Here is an 18,699-nt window from a genome sequence, read left to right as displayed (position 1 = left end):
AATCACATTAAAGCTTATTAGCGGTTTGACCTGTTTTTAGCCAGATGAATCTTCTGTTGACAAGGGACTCAATCTCCTTTCCGCCGGCTTCCTTATTAGCCTCCTCGCTGCGGAGCGTTGTCTGGTCCATGGTCCCGCAAGACCTCCTTGAATTCTCAACTCACGAAGAAAGTTCAATTGCATTTTCAGCGAATGCCTCGTGGTCCCTTCCCTATGTACCCCAAAATCACAGTCCGATATAAAAGCCCATTTGTTAATTGTTGAGCTTTTCAGCATAAAAGATTATGATAATTAAGAAAACGTTTACATCCAGGAGTGTCATCTGCTTAGAAATTAAGTGGGGGAGAGAAACCGAATGGCCAGGATGCCTTTGCTGAAAAGATTGAAGCCTACTGACAGGGAATTTATTCTTAACCAATGCACGCCTTTTTTTGCAGTCCGGGGTACATTCATTTTTACTGAAAACGAAGTTGCCAAGAAGATCTTTTTTATTAAGAAAGGAAAGATTCGCGTCCATAAGCAGATTGATGACGGCCGGGAGATCACGATTTTCATCAGGCAGGAGGAAGATGCATTCGGAGAAATCGGCATATTCAGCGGTAATACGTATTCCTGTTCCGCACGGACGGAAGAAGACTGCGAGATTTATTTTATGGATAAGGCCCATATGGAAGGGTTGCTGGTCAATAACGGAGCTATTGCGCTGGAATTTATCCGCTGGGCGGCAGAAAGCCTGGAGGCCAGCAGCTCCAAGCTCAAAGATTATTTGATGTATCAATCTGGCGGAGCGCTTGCTTCCATTTTGATCAGGCTTGTCAACATGTACGGGGACCAGATTGACGATGGCTACGTGATTGAAAATGTGCCGACAAACTATGAGCTGGCGATGCATATTGGCAGCACCCGGGAAACGGTGAACAGGTTTTTGAATATATGGAAAAGCGAGGGGCTCATAACAGCGGAGCATAAGTCGATTACGATACATGATATGGAATATCTAAAAGAATTGCTCGGCTGTAATCAGTGCGGCGTTCAAAATTGCGTCATCTAGGAAACTGGATGGCGTTTTTTCATGCCGCAGAAAAATGGGTCAAATAAAATGTGACTTCCCCTACGTAAAAAATTCACAAATAAGAGGCAGTAATGTGAGTAATATCACAAAATGTGTGTTGGCTGCACGATAGAATAACAACGTAGATAAGGTAGAAAACAGATTGTGCAGAATATTAATGTGAAATTATGAGCAAGTAAAATTATTCAGCACATCGCAGGCTTGAAATGTCACCCCCTTGAATGTAGATGGGGGAATAGAGCCAGCGGCCAGAATTTGTGAAACAACGAGCAAATAGAGTTAAATGGAGGTTTCCAACTATGAAAAAGAAGCAACTGGTAATGATAGGAAACGGCATGGCTGGTGTACGGGCAATTGAAGAAATCCTGAAGCTCAATCCGGAAATGTATGAGATTACGATTTTCGGTGCTGAACCTCATCCAAATTATAATCGAATCCAGCTTTCAACTGTCCTTCAGGGGGACACGGAGCTGAACGATATCATCTTGAACAGCTGGGGCTGGTATGAAGAAAATGACATTACGCTTTTCACTGGTGAAAAAATTACTGAAATTGATACGCAGAACAAACAGGTCGTATCCGAGAAGGGCACAACTGTTACGTATGACGAACTGATTTTGGCGACCGGATCGGATGCTTTCATTCTGCCGGTGCCCGGATCCGAAAAAGAAGGCGTGACGGGGTTCCGTGACATCCGGGATACGGAAACGATGATTGCCGCAGCCGGGAAGTACAAAAAAGCAGTGGTGATCGGCGGCGGCCTTCTCGGACTTGAGGCGGCCCGGGGCTTGCTGAATCTCGGCATGGAAGTGGATGTCGTCCATTTGATGGGGCACTTGATGGAACGGCAGCTGGATCCGACTGCATCGGATATGCTGAAGCGGGAGCTCGAAAGCCAGGGAATGAACTTCCTGCTAGAGAAACAGACGGCGGAAATTTTTGGCGATGAACGAGTCGAAGGCTTGCGTTTTACTGACGGCACCGAGGTGGAAGCTGATCTTGTCGTCATGGCTGTCGGCATCAAGCCAAATATAAGCCTTGCGAAAGATAGCGGTCTTTATGTCAACCGGGGCATTGTTGTAAACGACCTGATGGAAACGAATATAGAATCGGTCCACGCTGTCGGTGAATGTGCCGAACACCGGGAAATCACCTACGGACTTGTCGCGCCGCTTTACGAACAGGCAAAAGTGCTGGCAGAAAACATTTGCGGGCGCAAAGCTCTGCCGTATGAAGGATCGGTAACCGGCACCCAGCTCAAGGTTGCAGGCGTGGATCTGTTTTCCGCCGGTGAAATTTTTGATGATGAATCAGCTGAAATCATACGCATCCACAATGAATATGCAGGCGTTTATAAAAAGGTGATTCTCCGTGATAACCGGATCGTCGGAATCGTGATGTACGGCGATACGAAAGAAAGCACCAGGCTGTTCCGGCTAATGACCGCAAAAGAGGACATTTCCGAAATGACGGAAATTGAAATCCTGCAATCCCCGGGTGCAGAACAGGCAAGCAGTGTTGCAGAAATGCCTGACGATGAACTAGTGTGCGGCTGTAATGGGGTTACGAAAGGCGATATTGTCTCGGCAATCCAGGAAAAAGGAATGACTTCAGTCGAGGAAGTCGGCGGCTGCACGAATGCCGGCCGTTCCTGCGGGCGATGCAAGCCGGTCATTTCCGATATTCTTGAATATACACTCGGTGATGAATTTGATGCATCCGCACAAAAAACAGCGATTTGCGGCTGTACAACCCATAGCCGTGAAGAAGTTGTCGCGGAAATCAAAGAAAAGGGACTGACAACCGTCAAAGAAACGATGAACGTGCTTGGCTGGACAACTGAAGAAGGCTGCTCCAAATGCCGGCCGGCCCTCAACTATTATCTTGGCATGATTTATCCGGATTACCGGGATGAGCGGGACTCACGGCTCGTCAATGAAAAAATGCACGCCAACATCCAGAAAGACGGCACCTACTCTGTCGTTCCGAGAATGTACGGTGGCGTCACATCCGCCCAGGATCTCATCAAAATCGGACAGGTAGCGGAAAAATACAATATTCCGCTTGTGAAAATGACCGGCGGCCAGCGGATTGCTTTGATCGGTGTGAAGAAAGAGGATTTGACAGCTGTCTGGGAAGAACTCGATATGCCGTCAGGCTACGCATACGGCAAAACGCTCCGCACCGTAAAGACATGTGTCGGCTCCACATTCTGCCGCTTCGGCACCCAGGATTCCATGGGCCTTGGCATCGAACTTGAGAAAATGTTCGAGCGGCTGGATACGCCGCACAAAGTGAAAATGAGCGTATCCGCCTGCCCGCGCAACTGCTCGGAATCAGGCATCAAAGACGTTGGCATCGTCGGTGTTGACGGCGGCTGGGAAATTTATGCAGGCGGAAACGGCGGAACGGACTTGCGGGCCGGAGACCTGCTCTACACGGTGAAAACGAAGGAAGAACTGCTCGACATCACCGGAGCCTACCTGCAGTATTACCGTGAAACAGCCAACTACCTGGAACGCACATCCAAGTGGGTGGAACGATTCGGACTCGGCCATATAAAAGAAGTCCTGGAAGATGACAAAAAACGTGCAGAACTGAATGAACGCCTCCAGCAGACGCTGGCCCGCTATGAAGAACCATGGAAACAGGCGATCGAAGACGAAACAGTCAAAAATAACTATTACACAAAACGGAACGCGCCGGTTCCGGCAAACTAAAAACGGGGTGACAGATGATGATCAAAACAATGACACGGATTAAAGCGGCAAGTTACTCGGAACTGGAACCGCGCATCGGCCGGACAATCGTTGCAGGCGACAGGGAAATTGCTTTATTTAAAGTGACGGACGGAAATGTGTATGCACTCGAAAACCGCAGTCCCCATCCAAAAGGCGGTGTCCTGTCTGAAGGACTCGTAAGCGGTTCGTTTGTCTTTTGCCCGGTGTATGACTGGAAAATTTCACTCGCAGACGGAAAAGTACAGGATCCTGATGAAGGACAGGTGGAAACATTTAAAGTTGAAGTCGATGGCGAGAGCATTTTTATCATCATAGACTAACGCGGAACGGTGGGGCAGCATCTGGCTGTCCCCGGGTTCCGCAATCAGATAGAGGGAAGGAAGATTCACATGAAACAGGGAAAAGTGATGCTGGTCGGTGCCGGCCCCGGAGATGAAAAGCTGATAACGGTCAAAGGGATGGAAGCGATATGCCGGGCAGATGTCATTTTATATGACCGACTTGCCAACCCGAAACTGCTGACATATGCGAAAGACGGCTGCGAGCTCATCTATGGCGGAAAGCTGCCGAAGCGCCATTTCCTGCGCCAGGAAGCCATCAACCAGGCACTCGTTGAAAAAGCGCTGGAAGGCAAGCTGGTCGTCCGCTTGAAAGGCGGGGACCCCAACGTATTCGGGCGTGTCGGCGAGGAAGCGGAAGCCCTGGCCCAATACGGCATTCCGTTTGAAATCGTTCCCGGCATCACATCCGGCATCGCAGCACCCGCCTATGCGGGCATCCCTGTCACTCATCGTGAATTCGGCGGATCGTTTGCCGTTGTCACCGCCCATGACAAATCGAAGGACGGAAAACCGTCCATCAACTGGGAAGGGCTTGCCTCAGGCGTAGACACGATCGCCTTTTACATGGGAGTAGCGAACCTTTCCTATATTTGCGATAACTTGAAAAAGCACGGGAAGTCACCGGGAACACCGGTCATCCTTATTCAATGGGGAACATTCGGCCGCCAGCAGACCCTTGAAGGGACACTTGATACAATCGCCGAAAAAGCGGAAGCGGTCCAATTCAAAAATCCGGCGATCACTCTTGTCGGTGACATCGTATCCTTGCGGGATAAAACAAAATGGTTTGAGAAAAAGCCGCTTCACGGCAGACAGATTCTGCTCGCCCGCACAGGTGTGAAGAAAAGTGACCTTGCCGAAAAACTGACGGAGCAGGGCGCGGATGTATTTGAATTCCCTAAGATGAAAAATGTACGAATCCCGACCGATACCAGCCGCAAACGGGTATTAGAAAATATCGAGACTTACGAAACGATCATTTTTTCCAGCCCTGAAAGCATTGAGATCTTTTTCGAAGACCTATTTAAAGCAGGCAAAGACATCCGCAGCATCAAAGCGAATCTTTTCGGGGGTTCTTCAAAATCGGTAAGAGAACTAAACAAATGCGGATTCCAGGCCGAAGTGGCCGGGAATCTCAACGCGATTCATTCAGGTGAACCTGCCTTGATCGTAGGCGAAGACTCCATTTACGGGCAGCGCTGGTTTTTTGCCCTTCAATATGATCAGTATGAATTATTTACCACACACGTAGCTAAGGTGGATGAATCGTACTTTCCGATCTTTAAACGCATGATTGAGGATGCTGAACTCAACACCGTCATTTTCCCGTGCGCCAAATCGGCAGGACTGTTAAAAGATGCACTGAAACAAGCCGGCATGGATGCTGATGCCATGCTGGCACCGCTTCAAGCCGCTTGTTTCGGGGAACAATCCGGACAGGCAGCCCGCCGGCATGGAATAATAAATACGTCTATTGCGGAATCACCTGATGCAGAAGGAATCATATCGTTATTAGATAAGACAAACAGCCAGTGTGCGTCTGTTGAAAAAGTATAAACTGACTTGAGGGAGGGACAGGACATGGATGCGATTCTTTACATCGGGCACGGCAGCCGGACTGAAGCAGGGAACCGCCAGTTCGCCGGCTTCATTGGCAGGACCAGCTCACGCGTTAAAGCGCCAATCCAGGAATTCGCGTTTCTTGAACTGGCCGCCCCCTCGATTGAACAGGGGATCGGCCGCTGCATTGAGCGCGGGGCGAGCCGGATTATCGCCATGCCTGTCCTCTTGTCTTCCGGCATTCATGCCCTGGTTGATATTCCGTCCGCTTTAGAACGGGCGGAAGACAACTTTCCGGAAGTAGAGTTTGTCTATGGCGACGTATTAAGCAAGGGGTCAGGAATGGCCGGCATCCTCGCTGGGAAACTGGCTGAAAAAGGATTTCGAAGCGATGGAACGGAAGCGGTCCTGCTGACAGGCCACGGCAGCCGCACAGACGAGTCGGCAAAGGAACTGGAGAAATTGGCTGAGGAATTGATGGACAACCAGGGCTCCGGCACCACAGTCCGCACCTGCTACTTAAAAGAGGCACAGCCATCATATCAGGATGCACTTGGAAATCTAGTGCAGGAGCCCTTTGACACGATTTATATCCTGCCGTATCTTCTGTTTACAGGGAAGTTTACAGAGCGGATGGAAAAAACAGCAGCGGAAGTCCAAAGAAGTTCCCCTTCGAAAAACCTGGTCATGTGTGATCCTGTCGGGTTTGATGCAGGCCTTGAGGAGCTTCTTGCCGGATTGGCTGCTGCAGGAGATGAGGCATAGTGAAAAACTTGTATCCAGCCATGCTGAATTTGAAAGGCAGGACAGCTCTGGTTGTCGGCGGTGGCAAGGTTGCGGAGCGGAAAATGAATGCCCTGATTGATGCGGGAGCAGAGGTGGTTGTCGTTGCCCCGAACGTGACTGAGGCTATTGGTGATCTGGCGCGGAAAAAAGCTGTCCGCTGGATCAGGAGGAGATTTTCATCACATATGGCGGCAGGAGCATTCTTGATCATTGCAGCAACCAATGACAGACAGGTAAACCAGGAAGTCGCGGTGGTGGCGGGACCGAACAAACTAATCAATATTACCGATGACCCGGAGCGGTCCACTTACCATGTGCCGTCAGTGATCCGGCGCGGGCGTCTTTGCATCACCGTTTCAACGGGAGGAGCGAGCCCGAAGCTCGCCCGGAAAATACGCGATGAAATCGCAGCCGGCTATTCCGCCGATTATGAAGAATACATGGAGTTCCTTTTTGAAAAAAGAAAAGAGATTAAACAAAAAATCAGCAATCCTGAGTACAAACAGCACCTTCTTGCCGCACTCCTGGATGAAAGGTTCATCCGGTGTGATGACAGGGAAGCGGAGTTCAGGAAATTGCTGGAGTAGGAAGAACCGCTGGCGGAAGGGCGGTTCTTTTTATTGATATAAAAAACAGTTGTTTTACATAGAACAAGTTGAAGTTTTGGGCATGTTAGACATCCCTATGTTCATATCATGACAGGGACAGTGAAATACAGGAGGTCATATGGATGTACTATCAAAATGAGGTTCCGATGTCTGATGGAATGGATGGGCGCCAAGGACACATGGGGATGGGGATCAAGCCGCCGCCGGGCCTTCTGAAAACGGTCCAGGATTGTGCAGCGGTATGTGAACACATGACTCACATGCTCCATTACCGGAGCGATGTGGCGATGCGTGCTAAACAGCTGGATCTGCTGAGGGACTGTGCGGATATATGCCACACGATGACTGCTTATCTGGGCCGTCACAGCAAGCAATCCCGCCGATTAGCGGGAATATGCGCTTATATCTGCCAGCGGTGTGCGAACGAATGCATGAGATTTCCCGATCCCGAATCCCAGCACTGTGCCAGGGTATGCATGCATTGTGCACGTGAATGCCAGCAATTTGCTATGGGACAATAGGAGAGTTTGGGTCTTCTGTAAAAGGAGGCCTTTTTTATTTGGTTATAGGAGTGGGGAGGATTCCGCAAAGGTGTTTAGGTAAAGCAAGAGAAGAAAGAGCTTTGCAGGCGTCGAGTATACCGCAAAAAAAAGGCACTTTTAAAAACAACTTAAATTTTCCCGCCAAAACTCGTGTAGTATACGCCGAATCGAGCTGTTTTCACGCCAAACGGAGAAGTATTCCCGCCGCTGCCTGTTGACGTATTCGCTTTCACGCCTTACATTCAGGAAACGCGCCAAACTGCCGTTAATTCACGCTGTATACTCCAACAATCACGCCAATCCCCCCCTTTTTCACGCCGCAATTCCCTTTACGCGCCATAATTCGTGTTTTTCACACCAAACCGTTTGCTAATCACGCTGAGAAAGCAATCAAGCCTGAACCCTGCCCGCCGTTCTTATGCCAACTTCCGAATGCCCCCAAAAAATAACCGGAGCCCACTGCGAGCCTTCTTATTGAACCAGGCACAAAAAAACAGAAGGGATTTACACTCTTGCTGGAGAAATAATCGGCAAATAAAGGAGGGACGCAACATGGAAAATCCGGCGTTTGCCTTTGCGGCAGCAGCCATCATTTCCGGCGGGGTGTACCTGGCTGCAATCCGGTATGAAAAACAAATGATTAAGTACATATTAAAACCGGGAACAATGGTGTTAATCATTTTATTTAGTATCAGCGGAGGTGCCCTTAACTCAATTTACGGCTGGCTTATTATCGCCGGGCTGCTGCTTTCAATGGCCGGCGATGTGTTCCTTATGCTTCCATCAGACCGTTTTCTGCAGGGGCTTGCCAGCTTTTTCGCTGCACATCTTTTATACGCGGCGGCTTTCTGGAATGAAGCTTTGCTAAAGTTTCTTGACATACTGCCGGTCATTGCGGTTCTGTTCCTCGTTATTTCTGGAAGCATGTTTTTTTCCTCTTTAAAAAAAGAAGTCAGCGAAGAAGGAGGGAACGGGCTGCTTATCGCTGTCACTTCCTACATTGCTGTTATTTCGATCATGGTTTTCGCTGCAGCACTGACAGGAAGTACAGCAGCTGTCAGCGGCGCCCTGCTATTTTATTTTTCCGATGCAGTGCTCGCCTGGAACCGGTTCAAGGAGCGGTTTTCCATTGCTGAATATCTGGTGATGGGGTCTTATTTCGGTGCCCAGCTGTTCATTGCTTATAGTGTCCATCTTTTAGGATGATGTCGATTTAAGCCTAAATAAGTCATGTTAAGTTTATATAAGTCATTATTATAAAATAACTGCAAAAAGTTGCATCATTACTTAAAAAGACTTATGATAAACGCATAGACCATTAAGATAACGGAGAGCGAATATGTATCAGGAAGAGCGGATGGCGTCCATCCTTGATTATTTAAAAGAGCATAAAAGAATATCAGTCGATCACATTTGCCGGATGTTTAATGTGTCCAGGGATACAGCACGCCGTGATCTCGTTAAACTCGAGGAACGAGGGGATTTGAACAGGACCCGGGGCGGGGCGGTTTTACCTGATATTGAAGGCAGGCTTAAAACATATCAGGACAGGCTGATGGATGTATCTGAGGAAAAGCGTGCAATCGGAAAACTGGCGGCTTCCCTCATTAAAAACGGGGAGAACATAATTCTCGATACCTCAACAACGGTACAGGCCTGTGCAGAAAGCCTTACAGCCCTGGATATCACGGTTGTGACGAATTCAATCAACCAGGTGGAAATCCTGTCGCAAAAAGACCGTGTCGAAATGTATTTGCTTGGCGGCAGGCTCAACAAGCACCACCGGTTTTTATACGGGACTTCCGCAGTTGAAAAGCTGGCGGAATATCATGCAGACAAGGCGTTTATCGGCGTCGGCGGAATTATGGACACCGGCCTTGCCATTCAATATGAAGAAGACGGGATGATCAAAAAGAAGATGATCGACCAGGCCGATCAAGTCATCCTGCTTACCGACCATTCAAAGTTCGGCAAGCCGTATTTCTACCAATTCGCTTCACTTCAGGACATCGACGTCCTGGTGACCGACAGGCTCCCTGATGAACCGTTCCTTCGGATATTAAAACAGGCAGGAGTTACGATCCTGACAACAGAAGATGACCCAAGAATATGAGGAGTTGACAGCATGAAACTTGTAGCAATTGACATGGATGGAACCCTATTAAACAACAGGGGAGAAGTGAGCAGGGAGAATGCGGATGCCATCCGCTATGCCCAGGAAAATGGCGTGGAAGTGGCAATCGCAACCGGTCGGGTCTTTTATGACGTCCATACGATATCAGAAAGATCCGGAATCAAGACCCATGTGATCGGTACCAATGGTGCCACTGCACATTCCAAATCAGGGGAACTGCTGAGATCGATTCCGATGCGGGAACAGGATATTGACCGTATCGTCTCATGGCTCGCTGCGGAAAATTTCCACTTCGAAGTTTATACCGATAAATCGATTTACACCCCGGATAATGGCCGTGAACGGATGCTCGCTGAAATCGACCGTTTTAAAAGTGCAAATCCGGAATTTGATGAAACGGATTTCGTTTATATGATCAACAAACATTTCGACCAGGGTGAATTTACCTATTTCAAAACAGCTGCCGATATTATGGAAGGCAGTAAAGAATATTATAAAGTCCTCGCTTTTTCCATGGATCGCGGCCGGCTTGAAAAGGGCTGGGCTGAATTCCATGGTCTCGAACATGTTTCCATCGTCTCTTCTGCTGACAATAACTTTGAACTGCAGCATAAAGATTCTTCTAAGGGAAATGCCCTGGTGAAGCTGGCGGATTCCCTCGGAATCCCGATGGAAAACACCATGGCCATCGGCGACAATTTCAACGATGTCTCGATGTTTGAAAAAGTGCGCTACAGTGTCGCGATGGGAAATGCGAAGCCGGAGATTAAATCATTATGTTCCATGACTACGGCAGGCAATGATGAAAACGGCGTTGCTGAAGCGCTGTACAGATTCACGGATGACCTCTAACCAGCAGAAAAAACCGCCGGCGTAACCTGCTGGGCGTGACGGGGGTTTTTTCCTCCTTTTTTTTTTTGAAAAAATCATCCCTTTGCTTCATTTCCGGTTTCCAGCCCGGTAATATCTGCCGGAGGCTGTGCCGGAACACGCATATTGAAATCCTGTTCGATTCCTGGATGCCTTGTGACGTGCTCGATTTCCCTGATGTGCGGATGCTCAACTTCCATTTGCCGGCCCCGCTTTTTATCCTCTGCCATTTTCATCCCTCCTTTTTCCTAGTTTGTCTTTTTAGGAAGAGAAGTATGAAATGATCGCTTTGTCATTGCAGAGGGAATAAACACCGGACTGGGCAGATATAGTTTTAATAAGCCGGCTCGGCATACAGAGCGAATTGGCGAATGAAAAAACTTAAATTGTTCACTAAAGTACGTGCCAAAGCGCCCTCCACCAATCGCATTTTTCGACTAAATCATACACCATCACTAACAAAATTTCAGTATTCACGGTCTCTGAAGCAGGAATTTCTTAATTTACTTAGAAAAAGTAAATAGAAGCATAAACATCTTGATTGAGGCTGAGCCTGAAAGCATTTTTCGGAAAGGCCAAAAAAGGGGGCATATGGTTTGGACTGGACTGTTATGGTAGTGTATACAGCCCTGTTTCTCTTTGCCGTTAATTTCAGCTTGGTCGTTTATCACTTTTTCAGGCAGAAAGGGTTCGGCGATATTTTATATCCGTACGGACATGTTTTCCAGACTGAATTCGGTTCGATTGTCATAAAGTCCACTAACACATGGCAGTACCGGACTGCTGTCGTCTTGGCGGCAATCTTTGTCCTTGGGGCTGCAGCAGGGATGTTCTTATTGCCTGTTTCAAACCATCTTCTCTTTTTGTTTCCGATGGGGATGCTTTACAGTTTTACTCTCGTTCTGTTATTCAATGTGATGGAAATCAGAACGAAAGGGCTTACTATAAATGGGTTCACCATTCCCTGGGAGGATATCAGCTCCTATCGCTGGAACGGGAGCGGACTTCATTACCGGCTATGTGTGTATCATAAGCAGGCGTTTTTTACACGCAAACATCAGACGATGCTGATTCCGAAAGCGGAAAAAGAAAAAATCGAGGCGCTTATAACCGAAAAGCTTGAAATCGGGGAATCGAAAGGCCTGCCGGTTTAAATAGAAACAGCATACCAGTTAACAGGATGACAATAACTGGTGTCACCTGACAATTTTAGTGCGATTAAAGTTGTTGGAGGCTTCCCGGACGCCCGGCGTAAATCGAATGCCTGCAGCGGAAAGGAATGGATAAGTTCCAGAATAAACGCTATCCTATTCAAGAGGTTATTCCATTAAAGAGTGCTTTTATGGAATAACCTCTTTCATAAAAAAGCACACCTCTCAAAATTTTTTCTATTGTGCGTTTTACCCTGTGAAATCAATTGTTGTTAAGAGTGGAATTCCAGGTTGTTTCCACAATGACTGAATTATTACAGTTTGACCTCAGCCTTTTCTTTTAGCGGAGCAGATTAATTGATTGCAAGGTGCAGGCGCATTTACAGTTTTAGTAAGAGCCGAAGCATGGAAGGGAGATCAACATGCGGAACAGACCTTTTTTTTTCTTATTTCTAGTTCTAACTGCACTAAGTTTACTTGCATTAAGCGGGTGTGCGGAAAAACCGAAGCCTGCAGACGCTTTTGCGAACTATGTGGAGCACTGGAATGATAAAGATTTTAACAGCATGTACAGCATGCTTACGGCAGAAACGAAAAAAAGAATAGCGAAAGAGGACTTCACCGGCCGGTATGAAAAAATTTATGAAGACCTTGATGTCAGCAATCTCAAGGTGGAATTTGACCGTCCGGAAGAAGAAACGGAGCCGGGTGAGGACGGGACGGTCACATTTCCGTATCGCGTAAAGATGGATACGATTGCCGGTCCGATTGAATTCGAACATGAGGCGACCCTCCGTCAGGAAGAGATCGAGGAAGAGGCACGCTGGACGGTCAAGTGGGATACGACATTGATTTTTCCTGAACTCGCTCCGGGGGATAAAGTTATCCCGGTAGCACTGCCGCCCGAACGCGGTGATATTGAGGACCGCAATGGCGTGAAGCTTGCGACAAAGGGAACAGTGCTTGAAGTCGGTATGGTGCCCGGCCGGATGGAGGGCCAGGAAGATCAGTCGGTCAAAGAGGCGGCTGAAATCCTTGGTGTTGGAGAGGATCATATCCGAAAGCAGCTCGGTTTGTCATGGGTCAATCCTGAAAGCTTTGTTCCGATTGCCCGGATACCGGCCGACGAGACTGAAACAAGCAAACAAATCCAGGCTGTAAAAGGAACCATGGTAAGAGAAGTGTCGGACAGGGTATACCCATATAAGGAAGCTGCCGCTCATTTGACTGGATATACAGCGAAAGTAACGGCAGAGGATCTAGAGGCGCACCCTGACAAAAGTTATGGACCGAACGATATGATTGGACGGCGCGGCCTTGAAAAAGTGTTTGAAGAAAAACTCCGCGGTGAAGCGGGGGCCAGGATTAATATCGTAAGCGGAGAAGGAGATCGTACAGTACTTGCAGAAAAGCCGGCGCAGCACGGGGAAACGATACGTCTTGCCATTGATATTTCCATTCAGGAAGGCATGTACCGGCAGCTCGAAGGTGAACAGGGCGCCGGCGTGGCCATTCATCCAAAGACCGGAGAGATTTTGGCAATGGCAAGCGCTCCGTCATACGATCCAAATGATCAGCTGCCGAACCGGCCGGGAGATGGTGCCGGCAAAGACGAGCTGAAGGCCAGATTCGGCATGCGCTATGCGCCTGGATCGACATTCAAGCCGATTACAGCGGCAATCGGACTTGAAACAGGTGCGATCACCCCTGAAACGACGATTAATGTTTCCGGGAAAACATGGAAAAAGGATTCATCATGGGGCGGCTATCATGTCACCCGGGTTTCGGATCCAGGCGGGCCGGTCGACCTCCAAAAAGCCCTTGTCATGTCTGATAACATCTATTTTGCCCAGGCAGCCCTGGCAATCGGCAAGGAAAAATTCATGGAGTCAGCCAAAATGTATGGGTTTTATGAAAATGTTCCGTTTGCCTATCCGGTTTACCAATCGATACTTGCAGGAGAAGAAGGAATCAAGAGTGAAGTCCGGCTTGCTGATACCGGGTACGGACAGGGCCAGGTGGAAACGTCACCGGTTCATCTTGCCTTTATGTATACACCGTTTCTTAATAAGGGCAATTTGATCAGCCCTCAGCTGATCATGCAAAGTGCAGAGCAAGGTGAAGTATGGCATGAAAGTGTCATGAGTGAACAGACGGCCGATATCATCCGCCAGGACTTGATCCAGGTCATTGAATCGCCGAACGGAACAGCCCGCTCGGTCGATGTTCCGGAGGTGAAACTGGCCGGCAAGACCGGAACAGCTGAACTGAAGATGAGCAAGGACGAAAAAGGGCAGGAAAATGGCTGGTTTGTTGCTTTTGATGCAGAAAAAGGCGGCTTCCTGACAGTCATGTTGATTGAAGATGTGAAAAATGGAGAAGGAAGCCATTATGTTTTGCCGAAAGTGGAGCGCGTCATTGAGCAGCATCTTTTAAATCAGGCTCAGGGCAATTAAGTATCATTACACAATTCAACATCAGCATATTTGCCATCCTGGCAAGCGTAATATGATCGGCAAAATTTCAACGGTCAATCTAATTGGCATGATTTTTGCATATTAATTTTACCGAAATCGAAATGAAGAAGGAGGATTTTAAAATGAGAGAAGTAGTTATTGTAGGAGCAGCCAGAACACCTGTAGGAACATTCGGTGGAACGCTTGCATCAGTTTCAGCTGTCGACCTTGGTGTTGCAGCAGCTAAAGAAGCAATTAAACGTGCCGGTGTGAGTCCGGAAGAGATAAATGAAGTGCTGGTTGGAAACATTTTGTCAGCCGGCCTTGGCCAGAACCCGGCCAGGCAAGTTGCAATCAAAGCTGGATTGCCTGAATCGGTTCCTGGAATCACAATCAACAAACTATGTGGATCAGGTTTGCGGACAGTAAGCATGGGTGCGCAGTTCATCCAGCTGGGCGATGCGGATGTCGTGCTTGCCGGCGGTATCGAAAGCATGAGCCAGGCGCCTTACGTAATGCCGAATGCGCGCTGGGGCCAGCGCATGGGTGATGGGAAAATCGTCGACACCATGATCAAAGATGCCCTGACAGATGCATTCCATGATATCCATATGGGCATCACAGCAGAAAACATCGCTGAACAGTGGAACCTTACTCGTGAAGAGCAGGACGAATTCGCGCTTCGCAGCCAGCAGCGTGCCGAAAAGGCCCAAAAAGAAGGCCGTTTTGATGATGAAATCGCTCCGGTTACAGTTCCGCAGCGCAAAGGTGAGCCAAAGATTGTTGATACAGATGAATATCCGAAGCACGGCATGACAATGGAAAAACTGGGAAAACTCCGCCCTGCGTTCAAAAAAGACGGTACAGTGACAGCCGGTAACGCTTCAGGCATCAATGATGGTGCAGCGATGGTCGTGCTGATGTCTAAAGAAAAAGCAGACGAGCTTGGCCTTAAGCCGCTGGCGACAATCAAGTCGTGGGGATCTGCTGCCCTTGATCCGAAAATCATGGGTTACGGGCCGGTGCCGGCAACTAAGCGTGCGTTTGAAAAAATCGATATGGATGTCAAAGACATCGATCTAATCGAAGCGAACGAAGCATTTGCGGCCCAGTCCCTTGCGGTTGTGCGCGATTTGGAACTTGACCCGGAAAAAGTGAACGTCAATGGCGGCGCAATCGCGCTCGGACACCCGGTTGGAGCTTCCGGAACCCGAATTCTTGTCACTTTGCTGTATGAGATGATGAAGCGTGACGCTAAAACCGGTCTTGCAACGCTTTGCATCGGCGGCGGGATGGGCACATCTCTCGTAGTTGAAAGAGACTAATCAGGAAAACGATAACGATAACCAATTCTTGAAAAGGTACCGTAACGGTATCTTTTCTTTTTTTTGCTGGTTATAATACAGTAAGTATGATTTTTAAAAAGAAGGTGCTGTTACGATGAAAGTCAAAGCGGTAATGAGCCCCAGCCCGATCGCAGTATCAACCGCCAGCAGTGTGCGCGAGGTCGCTAATGTGATGAAGGAACACCAAATTGACAGTGTGCCTGTCGTCAATGATGACCAGCGCCTTATCGGCATTGTCACCAACAATCAATTGATTGATGCGGTCCAGCAGGGGCTGGAGGGCGAGACGCCGGTAAATGACATTATGGATGTTTCGGTCAAATTCATATATGAAGATGAAGAAGCAGTTGTCATCTTTGATGAGATAGTGGAAAAATTCCCTGTTTTAGACCGTCGGGAACGCCTTGTTGGTATGCTGACCAAAACGGATCTCCTCAAAGCCTATTATACAAAATACAAAAATATGGCAACGAGCATGGAGGCGCTTCTAGAGTCTACCAATAACGGTATTGTGTCTACGGATCCTGATGGAAAAGTAACGATAATAAATAAAAAAGCTGAACAGATTTTGAAGATCGAGGCTGCAGAGGTTATTGGAAAGCCCCTTAATGAAGCTCTGCCGAATACACAGATCAGGAATTTGATCGAATCGGGCAGCGGAACGGGCGGCAAGGCCATTGAGTGTAATGGCATGTCACTGATTGTCAACCGTACACCGATTCAATTGGAGGGACGTGAAATCGGCGCTGTAGCTGTATTGAATGATATCACTGATTATCACAGTGCGATGGTGGAACTGACAAGTGAGAGGAACACGTCTGAAATTTTGAAAACAATCATGGATATCGCTTATGATGGGATTGTTGTTGTGGACGAGGAAGGGTATATCACGATGCTGAGCAAAGAATACGCCAAATTCCTCGGTGTGTCAGAGAAAGAGGTAATCGGCAAACATGTATCGGATGTCATTGAAAACACCCGCATGCACTTGATCGTGAAAACCGGAAAGCCGGAAATCGCCAGCCTCCAAAAAATAAAAGGCAATTATATGATCGCAACGCGGATTCCAATCATTAAAAACGGCGTTATCACCGGTGCGGTCGGCAAAGTGCTTTTCCGCAATCTGAGCGATTTGAACTCCCTTCACAGGCAAATCCGCAAAATGGAGAAAGAGCTGGAGCAATACCGGGGTGAACTTAAAGAAATAAATAAAGCGAAGTATCAGTTTGACAATCTTATCGGGGAAAGCGAGCAGCTTGAGCAGGCAAAGAAAATTGCTGAGCGGGCGGCTTTGACTGATTCTAATGTCCTGCTGCTCGGGGAAAGCGGGACTGGAAAAGAGCTTTTCGCCCATGCGATCCATAATGCGAGCACAAGGTCATTCGGAGCTTTCGTAAAAGTGAACTGTGCGGCCATACCTGCAGATTTGCTGGAGTCAGAGCTGTTTGGCTATGAAGAGGGTTCTTTCACAGGTGCCCGTAAAGGCGGCAAAAAAGGGAAATTTGAAGCGGCTGACGGAGGGACGATCTTCCTTGACGAGATCGGAGAATTGCCGATCCATATGCAGGTGAAGCTCTTACGGGTCCTGCAGGAAAGAGAAGTGGAAAAAATCGGTGCAACAAGCAGCAAATCGATTGATGTCCGTATCATTGCCGCGACAAACCGCAACTTGGAGGAAATGGTCGACAAAGGTGAATTCAGAGTGGACCTTTTTTACCGCCTGAATGTCATCACGGTGAACATCCCGTCATTGCGGGATCGTGCCGGCGATACCCTCCTTTTGGCCAGGTACCTGGTGAATAAACTGTCGGGCCAGTTGAATAAGCAAGTTGGCGGGATCGGAGAAAGAACAGCGCAATATTTGATGAATTACGGCTGGCCGGGGAATGTCCGGGAACTTGAAAATGTCCTTGAGCGGGCAATCAACTTAATCGATGCCGGTGAATCCATTCAACCGGAGCATTTGCCCGAGAAAGTCACCGGAACGAGGGCGCCCGAGTCGGTGAGTCCTCTTGAGCTGATTCTTGAGGAGACTGAAAAGCAAGCCATCATGGACAGCCTCCAAATCACAAACGGAAATAAAACGAAAGCAGCCCGGCTCCTTCACATCAGCCGTTCAACCTTATACGAAAAAATGAACAAACATGGAATCACGGAAGGAAGCGAAAAACTGATGCCTTAAGGCGTCAGTTTTTTTACCATATAGGAAAGTATAAATTGTCAGCAAGGGAGTTTTTCCACGCAGTGGCCAATTTTAAGATTATAGATAAGGGCAGCTACGCCTCTGTCTTCGCCTAAAGGCTCGCCATCGGCGAGTTTTCTTTATTGTTAAGGAAATTATAAAAGTAAGCGTTGGGGATAAAAAGCCAGAAGGGAATCGTCCAACTCCAGGCGCCAGCCGCTATCGTCATAAGCGGTGCCCCCCTCCGGAAGGAAAGAGCACCTTCCTGCGGGTACCCCGCTTATGTGTACGCCGCTAAGCAGGCGCCTTGCGCATTTGTTCTTCCGGGGCAGGAATGTTTGAAGAATTGCCTGGCAATTGCCAGGCAATCATCTATAACTGTATGAATAACCGTACATATTGAAAGCGTTATTATGTAAAACGTCTGTGAAATCGGACACAATATGCAGCATGGCGATAGGGTGTTTGGAATTCCATACATTTCATGAGATGATAACAAAATAATTGTAGAAATATGCAGTTTTTTTACTTCTTCACCAGTTTTTTATATCGGAATATTTATTTTTTAAAAAAACTCCCGTTTTAAGAAGGGAAAAACAATAGAATCAAAGAGTCTGCATGACATGAGTGTGCGGGAACTCGGACAATAAGAATTCATTTTCATTAATAGTGTCCAATATTTCGGACAGTAACAACAGTGTGCCAAACAACTGTACGGAAAACCACACAGTTACAACGGTGTAAAAAAATTGCTTTTGTAGAAACATGTCATAATCTGTATGAAGTTTTTACACCCTTGTTTTGTTCAAGCCCGTAAATAGGGGATTCCAGCTAAAAAATGTCTGTTAAACGTTAGTGTTGATTTCCGTTGCAGGTACTCGCTTTCACCGCAGGCACAAGTGCGACATCC

General features: G+C 47.9%; 16 protein-coding genes. 14 read left to right on the top strand and 2 right to left on the bottom strand.

Going from position 1 to position 18,699, the window contains the following annotated elements:
- Positions 1-7 precede the first annotated feature (7 nt).
- On the bottom strand, positions 8-130 hold the full coding sequence (locus A4U59_RS22305) for a hypothetical protein (protein WP_281183300.1): 123 nt from the start codon (positions 128-130) through the stop codon (positions 8-10).
- A gap of 225 nt (positions 131-355) precedes the next feature.
- Here A4U59_RS22305 and A4U59_RS01515 point away from each other — a divergent pair, with 225 nt between their 5' ends.
- The 10 genes from A4U59_RS01515 to A4U59_RS01465 all read left to right on the top strand — a co-directional run bounded on the left by A4U59_RS01515 (position 356) and on the right by A4U59_RS01465 (position 10,636).
- Positions 356-1,051, top strand: coding sequence for a Crp/Fnr family transcriptional regulator (locus A4U59_RS01515; RefSeq protein ID WP_083270594.1), 696 nt, complete (start codon positions 356-358; stop codon positions 1,049-1,051).
- 320 nt (positions 1,052-1,371) lie between these two features.
- A complete protein-coding gene (nirB, locus tag A4U59_RS01510) occupies positions 1,372-3,792 on the top strand; it encodes a nitrite reductase large subunit NirB (protein WP_070119530.1) in 2,421 nt (806 codons plus the stop codon).
- 14 nt (positions 3,793-3,806) lie between these two features.
- Positions 3,807-4,133, top strand: a complete 327-nt coding sequence (nirD, locus tag A4U59_RS01505; protein WP_070119529.1) for a nitrite reductase small subunit NirD — start codon at positions 3,807-3,809, stop codon at positions 4,131-4,133.
- 69 nt (positions 4,134-4,202) lie between these two features.
- Positions 4,203-5,711: a uroporphyrinogen-III C-methyltransferase gene (gene cobA, locus A4U59_RS01500; RefSeq protein WP_070119528.1), complete on the top strand. Its 1,509-nt coding sequence runs from the start codon at positions 4,203-4,205 to the stop codon at positions 5,709-5,711.
- Positions 5,712-5,735: 24 nt separating this feature from the next.
- The gene (locus A4U59_RS01495; RefSeq protein WP_070119527.1) at positions 5,736-6,479 is read left to right on the top strand and encodes a sirohydrochlorin chelatase; all 744 of its coding nucleotides are present in this window, start codon (positions 5,736-5,738) and stop codon (positions 6,477-6,479) included.
- Positions 6,479-7,087 (top strand): precorrin-2 dehydrogenase/sirohydrochlorin ferrochelatase family protein, encoded by a 609-nt coding sequence (locus tag A4U59_RS01490; protein ID WP_070119526.1) that lies wholly within the window; start codon positions 6,479-6,481, stop codon positions 7,085-7,087. Before A4U59_RS01495 ends, A4U59_RS01490 begins: the two co-directional genes overlap by 1 nt.
- Positions 7,088-7,230: 143 nt before the next feature.
- Positions 7,231-7,629, top strand: a complete 399-nt coding sequence (locus A4U59_RS01485; protein WP_245680472.1) for a four-helix bundle copper-binding protein — start codon at positions 7,231-7,233, stop codon at positions 7,627-7,629.
- Positions 7,630-8,202: 573 nt separating this feature from the next.
- Positions 8,203-8,856: a lysoplasmalogenase gene (locus tag A4U59_RS01475; protein WP_070119524.1), complete on the top strand. Its 654-nt coding sequence runs from the start codon at positions 8,203-8,205 to the stop codon at positions 8,854-8,856.
- 133 nt (positions 8,857-8,989) lie between these two features.
- Positions 8,990-9,763, top strand: a complete 774-nt coding sequence (locus tag A4U59_RS01470) for a DeoR/GlpR family DNA-binding transcription regulator (RefSeq protein WP_070119523.1) — start codon at positions 8,990-8,992, stop codon at positions 9,761-9,763.
- Between the two features lie 12 nt (positions 9,764-9,775).
- Entirely contained in the window at positions 9,776-10,636 is an 861-nt protein-coding gene (locus tag A4U59_RS01465; protein ID WP_070119522.1) for a Cof-type HAD-IIB family hydrolase, read from the top strand.
- Between the two features lie 74 nt (positions 10,637-10,710).
- Here the strand turns inward: A4U59_RS01465 and A4U59_RS21200 are convergent, their stop codons facing one another.
- The gene (locus A4U59_RS21200) at positions 10,711-10,884 is read right to left on the bottom strand and encodes a hypothetical protein (protein ID WP_157888110.1); all 174 of its coding nucleotides are present in this window, start codon (positions 10,882-10,884) and stop codon (positions 10,711-10,713) included.
- A 366-nt stretch (positions 10,885-11,250) separates the two neighbouring features.
- On the opposite strand from A4U59_RS21200, the gene A4U59_RS01460 reads away from it, so the two are divergent.
- The 4 genes from A4U59_RS01460 (at position 11,251) to A4U59_RS01445 (ending at position 17,789) form a co-directional block, all read left to right on the top strand.
- Positions 11,251-11,808: a DUF5673 domain-containing protein gene (locus tag A4U59_RS01460; RefSeq protein WP_070119521.1), complete on the top strand. Its 558-nt coding sequence runs from the start codon at positions 11,251-11,253 to the stop codon at positions 11,806-11,808.
- 419 nt (positions 11,809-12,227) lie between these two features.
- Positions 12,228-14,261, top strand: coding sequence for a penicillin-binding transpeptidase domain-containing protein (locus A4U59_RS01455; protein WP_070119520.1), 2,034 nt, complete (start codon positions 12,228-12,230; stop codon positions 14,259-14,261).
- 143 nt (positions 14,262-14,404) lie between these two features.
- Positions 14,405-15,586, top strand: a complete 1,182-nt coding sequence (locus A4U59_RS01450) for an acetyl-CoA C-acetyltransferase (RefSeq protein WP_070119519.1) — start codon at positions 14,405-14,407, stop codon at positions 15,584-15,586.
- A 115-nt stretch (positions 15,587-15,701) separates the two neighbouring features.
- Complete coding sequence (locus A4U59_RS01445; RefSeq protein WP_083270592.1) at positions 15,702-17,789, top strand: sigma 54-interacting transcriptional regulator; 2,088 nt, start codon at positions 15,702-15,704, stop codon at positions 17,787-17,789.
- Positions 17,790-18,699: the final 910 nt, after the last annotated feature.

The sequence above is a fragment of the Bacillus marinisedimentorum genome (genome assembly GCF_001644195.2).
Lineage (GTDB): Bacteria > Bacillota > Bacilli > Bacillales > Bacillaceae_O > Bacillus_BL > Bacillus_BL marinisedimentorum.
The sequence above is the reverse complement of the archived record's forward strand: the minus strand, read 5'-3'. Positions and strand labels throughout refer to the sequence as shown.

What these genes read in the sequence shown, in the direction of transcription:
- A4U59_RS01495 (WP_070119527.1), top strand. Translation starts at nt 5,736, where the DNA reads ATGGATGCGATTCTTTACATCGGGCACGGCAGCCGGACTGAAGCAGGG.
- A4U59_RS22305 (WP_281183300.1), bottom strand. Translation starts at nt 130, where the DNA reads ATGGACCAGACAACGCTCCGCAGCGAGGAGGCTAATAAGGAAGCCGGC.
- A4U59_RS01470 (WP_070119523.1), top strand. Translation starts at nt 8,990, where the DNA reads ATGTATCAGGAAGAGCGGATGGCGTCCATCCTTGATTATTTAAAAGAG.
- cobA (WP_070119528.1), top strand. Translation starts at nt 4,203, where the DNA reads ATGAAACAGGGAAAAGTGATGCTGGTCGGTGCCGGCCCCGGAGATGAA.
- A4U59_RS01475 (WP_070119524.1), top strand. Translation starts at nt 8,203, where the DNA reads ATGGAAAATCCGGCGTTTGCCTTTGCGGCAGCAGCCATCATTTCCGGC.
- A4U59_RS01450 (WP_070119519.1), top strand. Translation starts at nt 14,405, where the DNA reads ATGAGAGAAGTAGTTATTGTAGGAGCAGCCAGAACACCTGTAGGAACA.
- A4U59_RS01485 (WP_245680472.1), top strand. Translation starts at nt 7,231, where the DNA reads ATGTACTATCAAAATGAGGTTCCGATGTCTGATGGAATGGATGGGCGC.
- A4U59_RS01515 (WP_083270594.1), top strand. Translation starts at nt 356, where the DNA reads ATGGCCAGGATGCCTTTGCTGAAAAGATTGAAGCCTACTGACAGGGAA.
- A4U59_RS01465 (WP_070119522.1), top strand. Translation starts at nt 9,776, where the DNA reads ATGAAACTTGTAGCAATTGACATGGATGGAACCCTATTAAACAACAGG.
- nirD (WP_070119529.1), top strand. Translation starts at nt 3,807, where the DNA reads ATGATGATCAAAACAATGACACGGATTAAAGCGGCAAGTTACTCGGAA.
- nirB (WP_070119530.1), top strand. Translation starts at nt 1,372, where the DNA reads ATGAAAAAGAAGCAACTGGTAATGATAGGAAACGGCATGGCTGGTGTA.
- A4U59_RS21200 (WP_157888110.1), bottom strand. Translation starts at nt 10,884, where the DNA reads ATGGCAGAGGATAAAAAGCGGGGCCGGCAAATGGAAGTTGAGCATCCG.
- A4U59_RS01445 (WP_083270592.1), top strand. Translation starts at nt 15,702, where the DNA reads ATGAAAGTCAAAGCGGTAATGAGCCCCAGCCCGATCGCAGTATCAACC.
- A4U59_RS01455 (WP_070119520.1), top strand. Translation starts at nt 12,228, where the DNA reads ATGCGGAACAGACCTTTTTTTTTCTTATTTCTAGTTCTAACTGCACTA.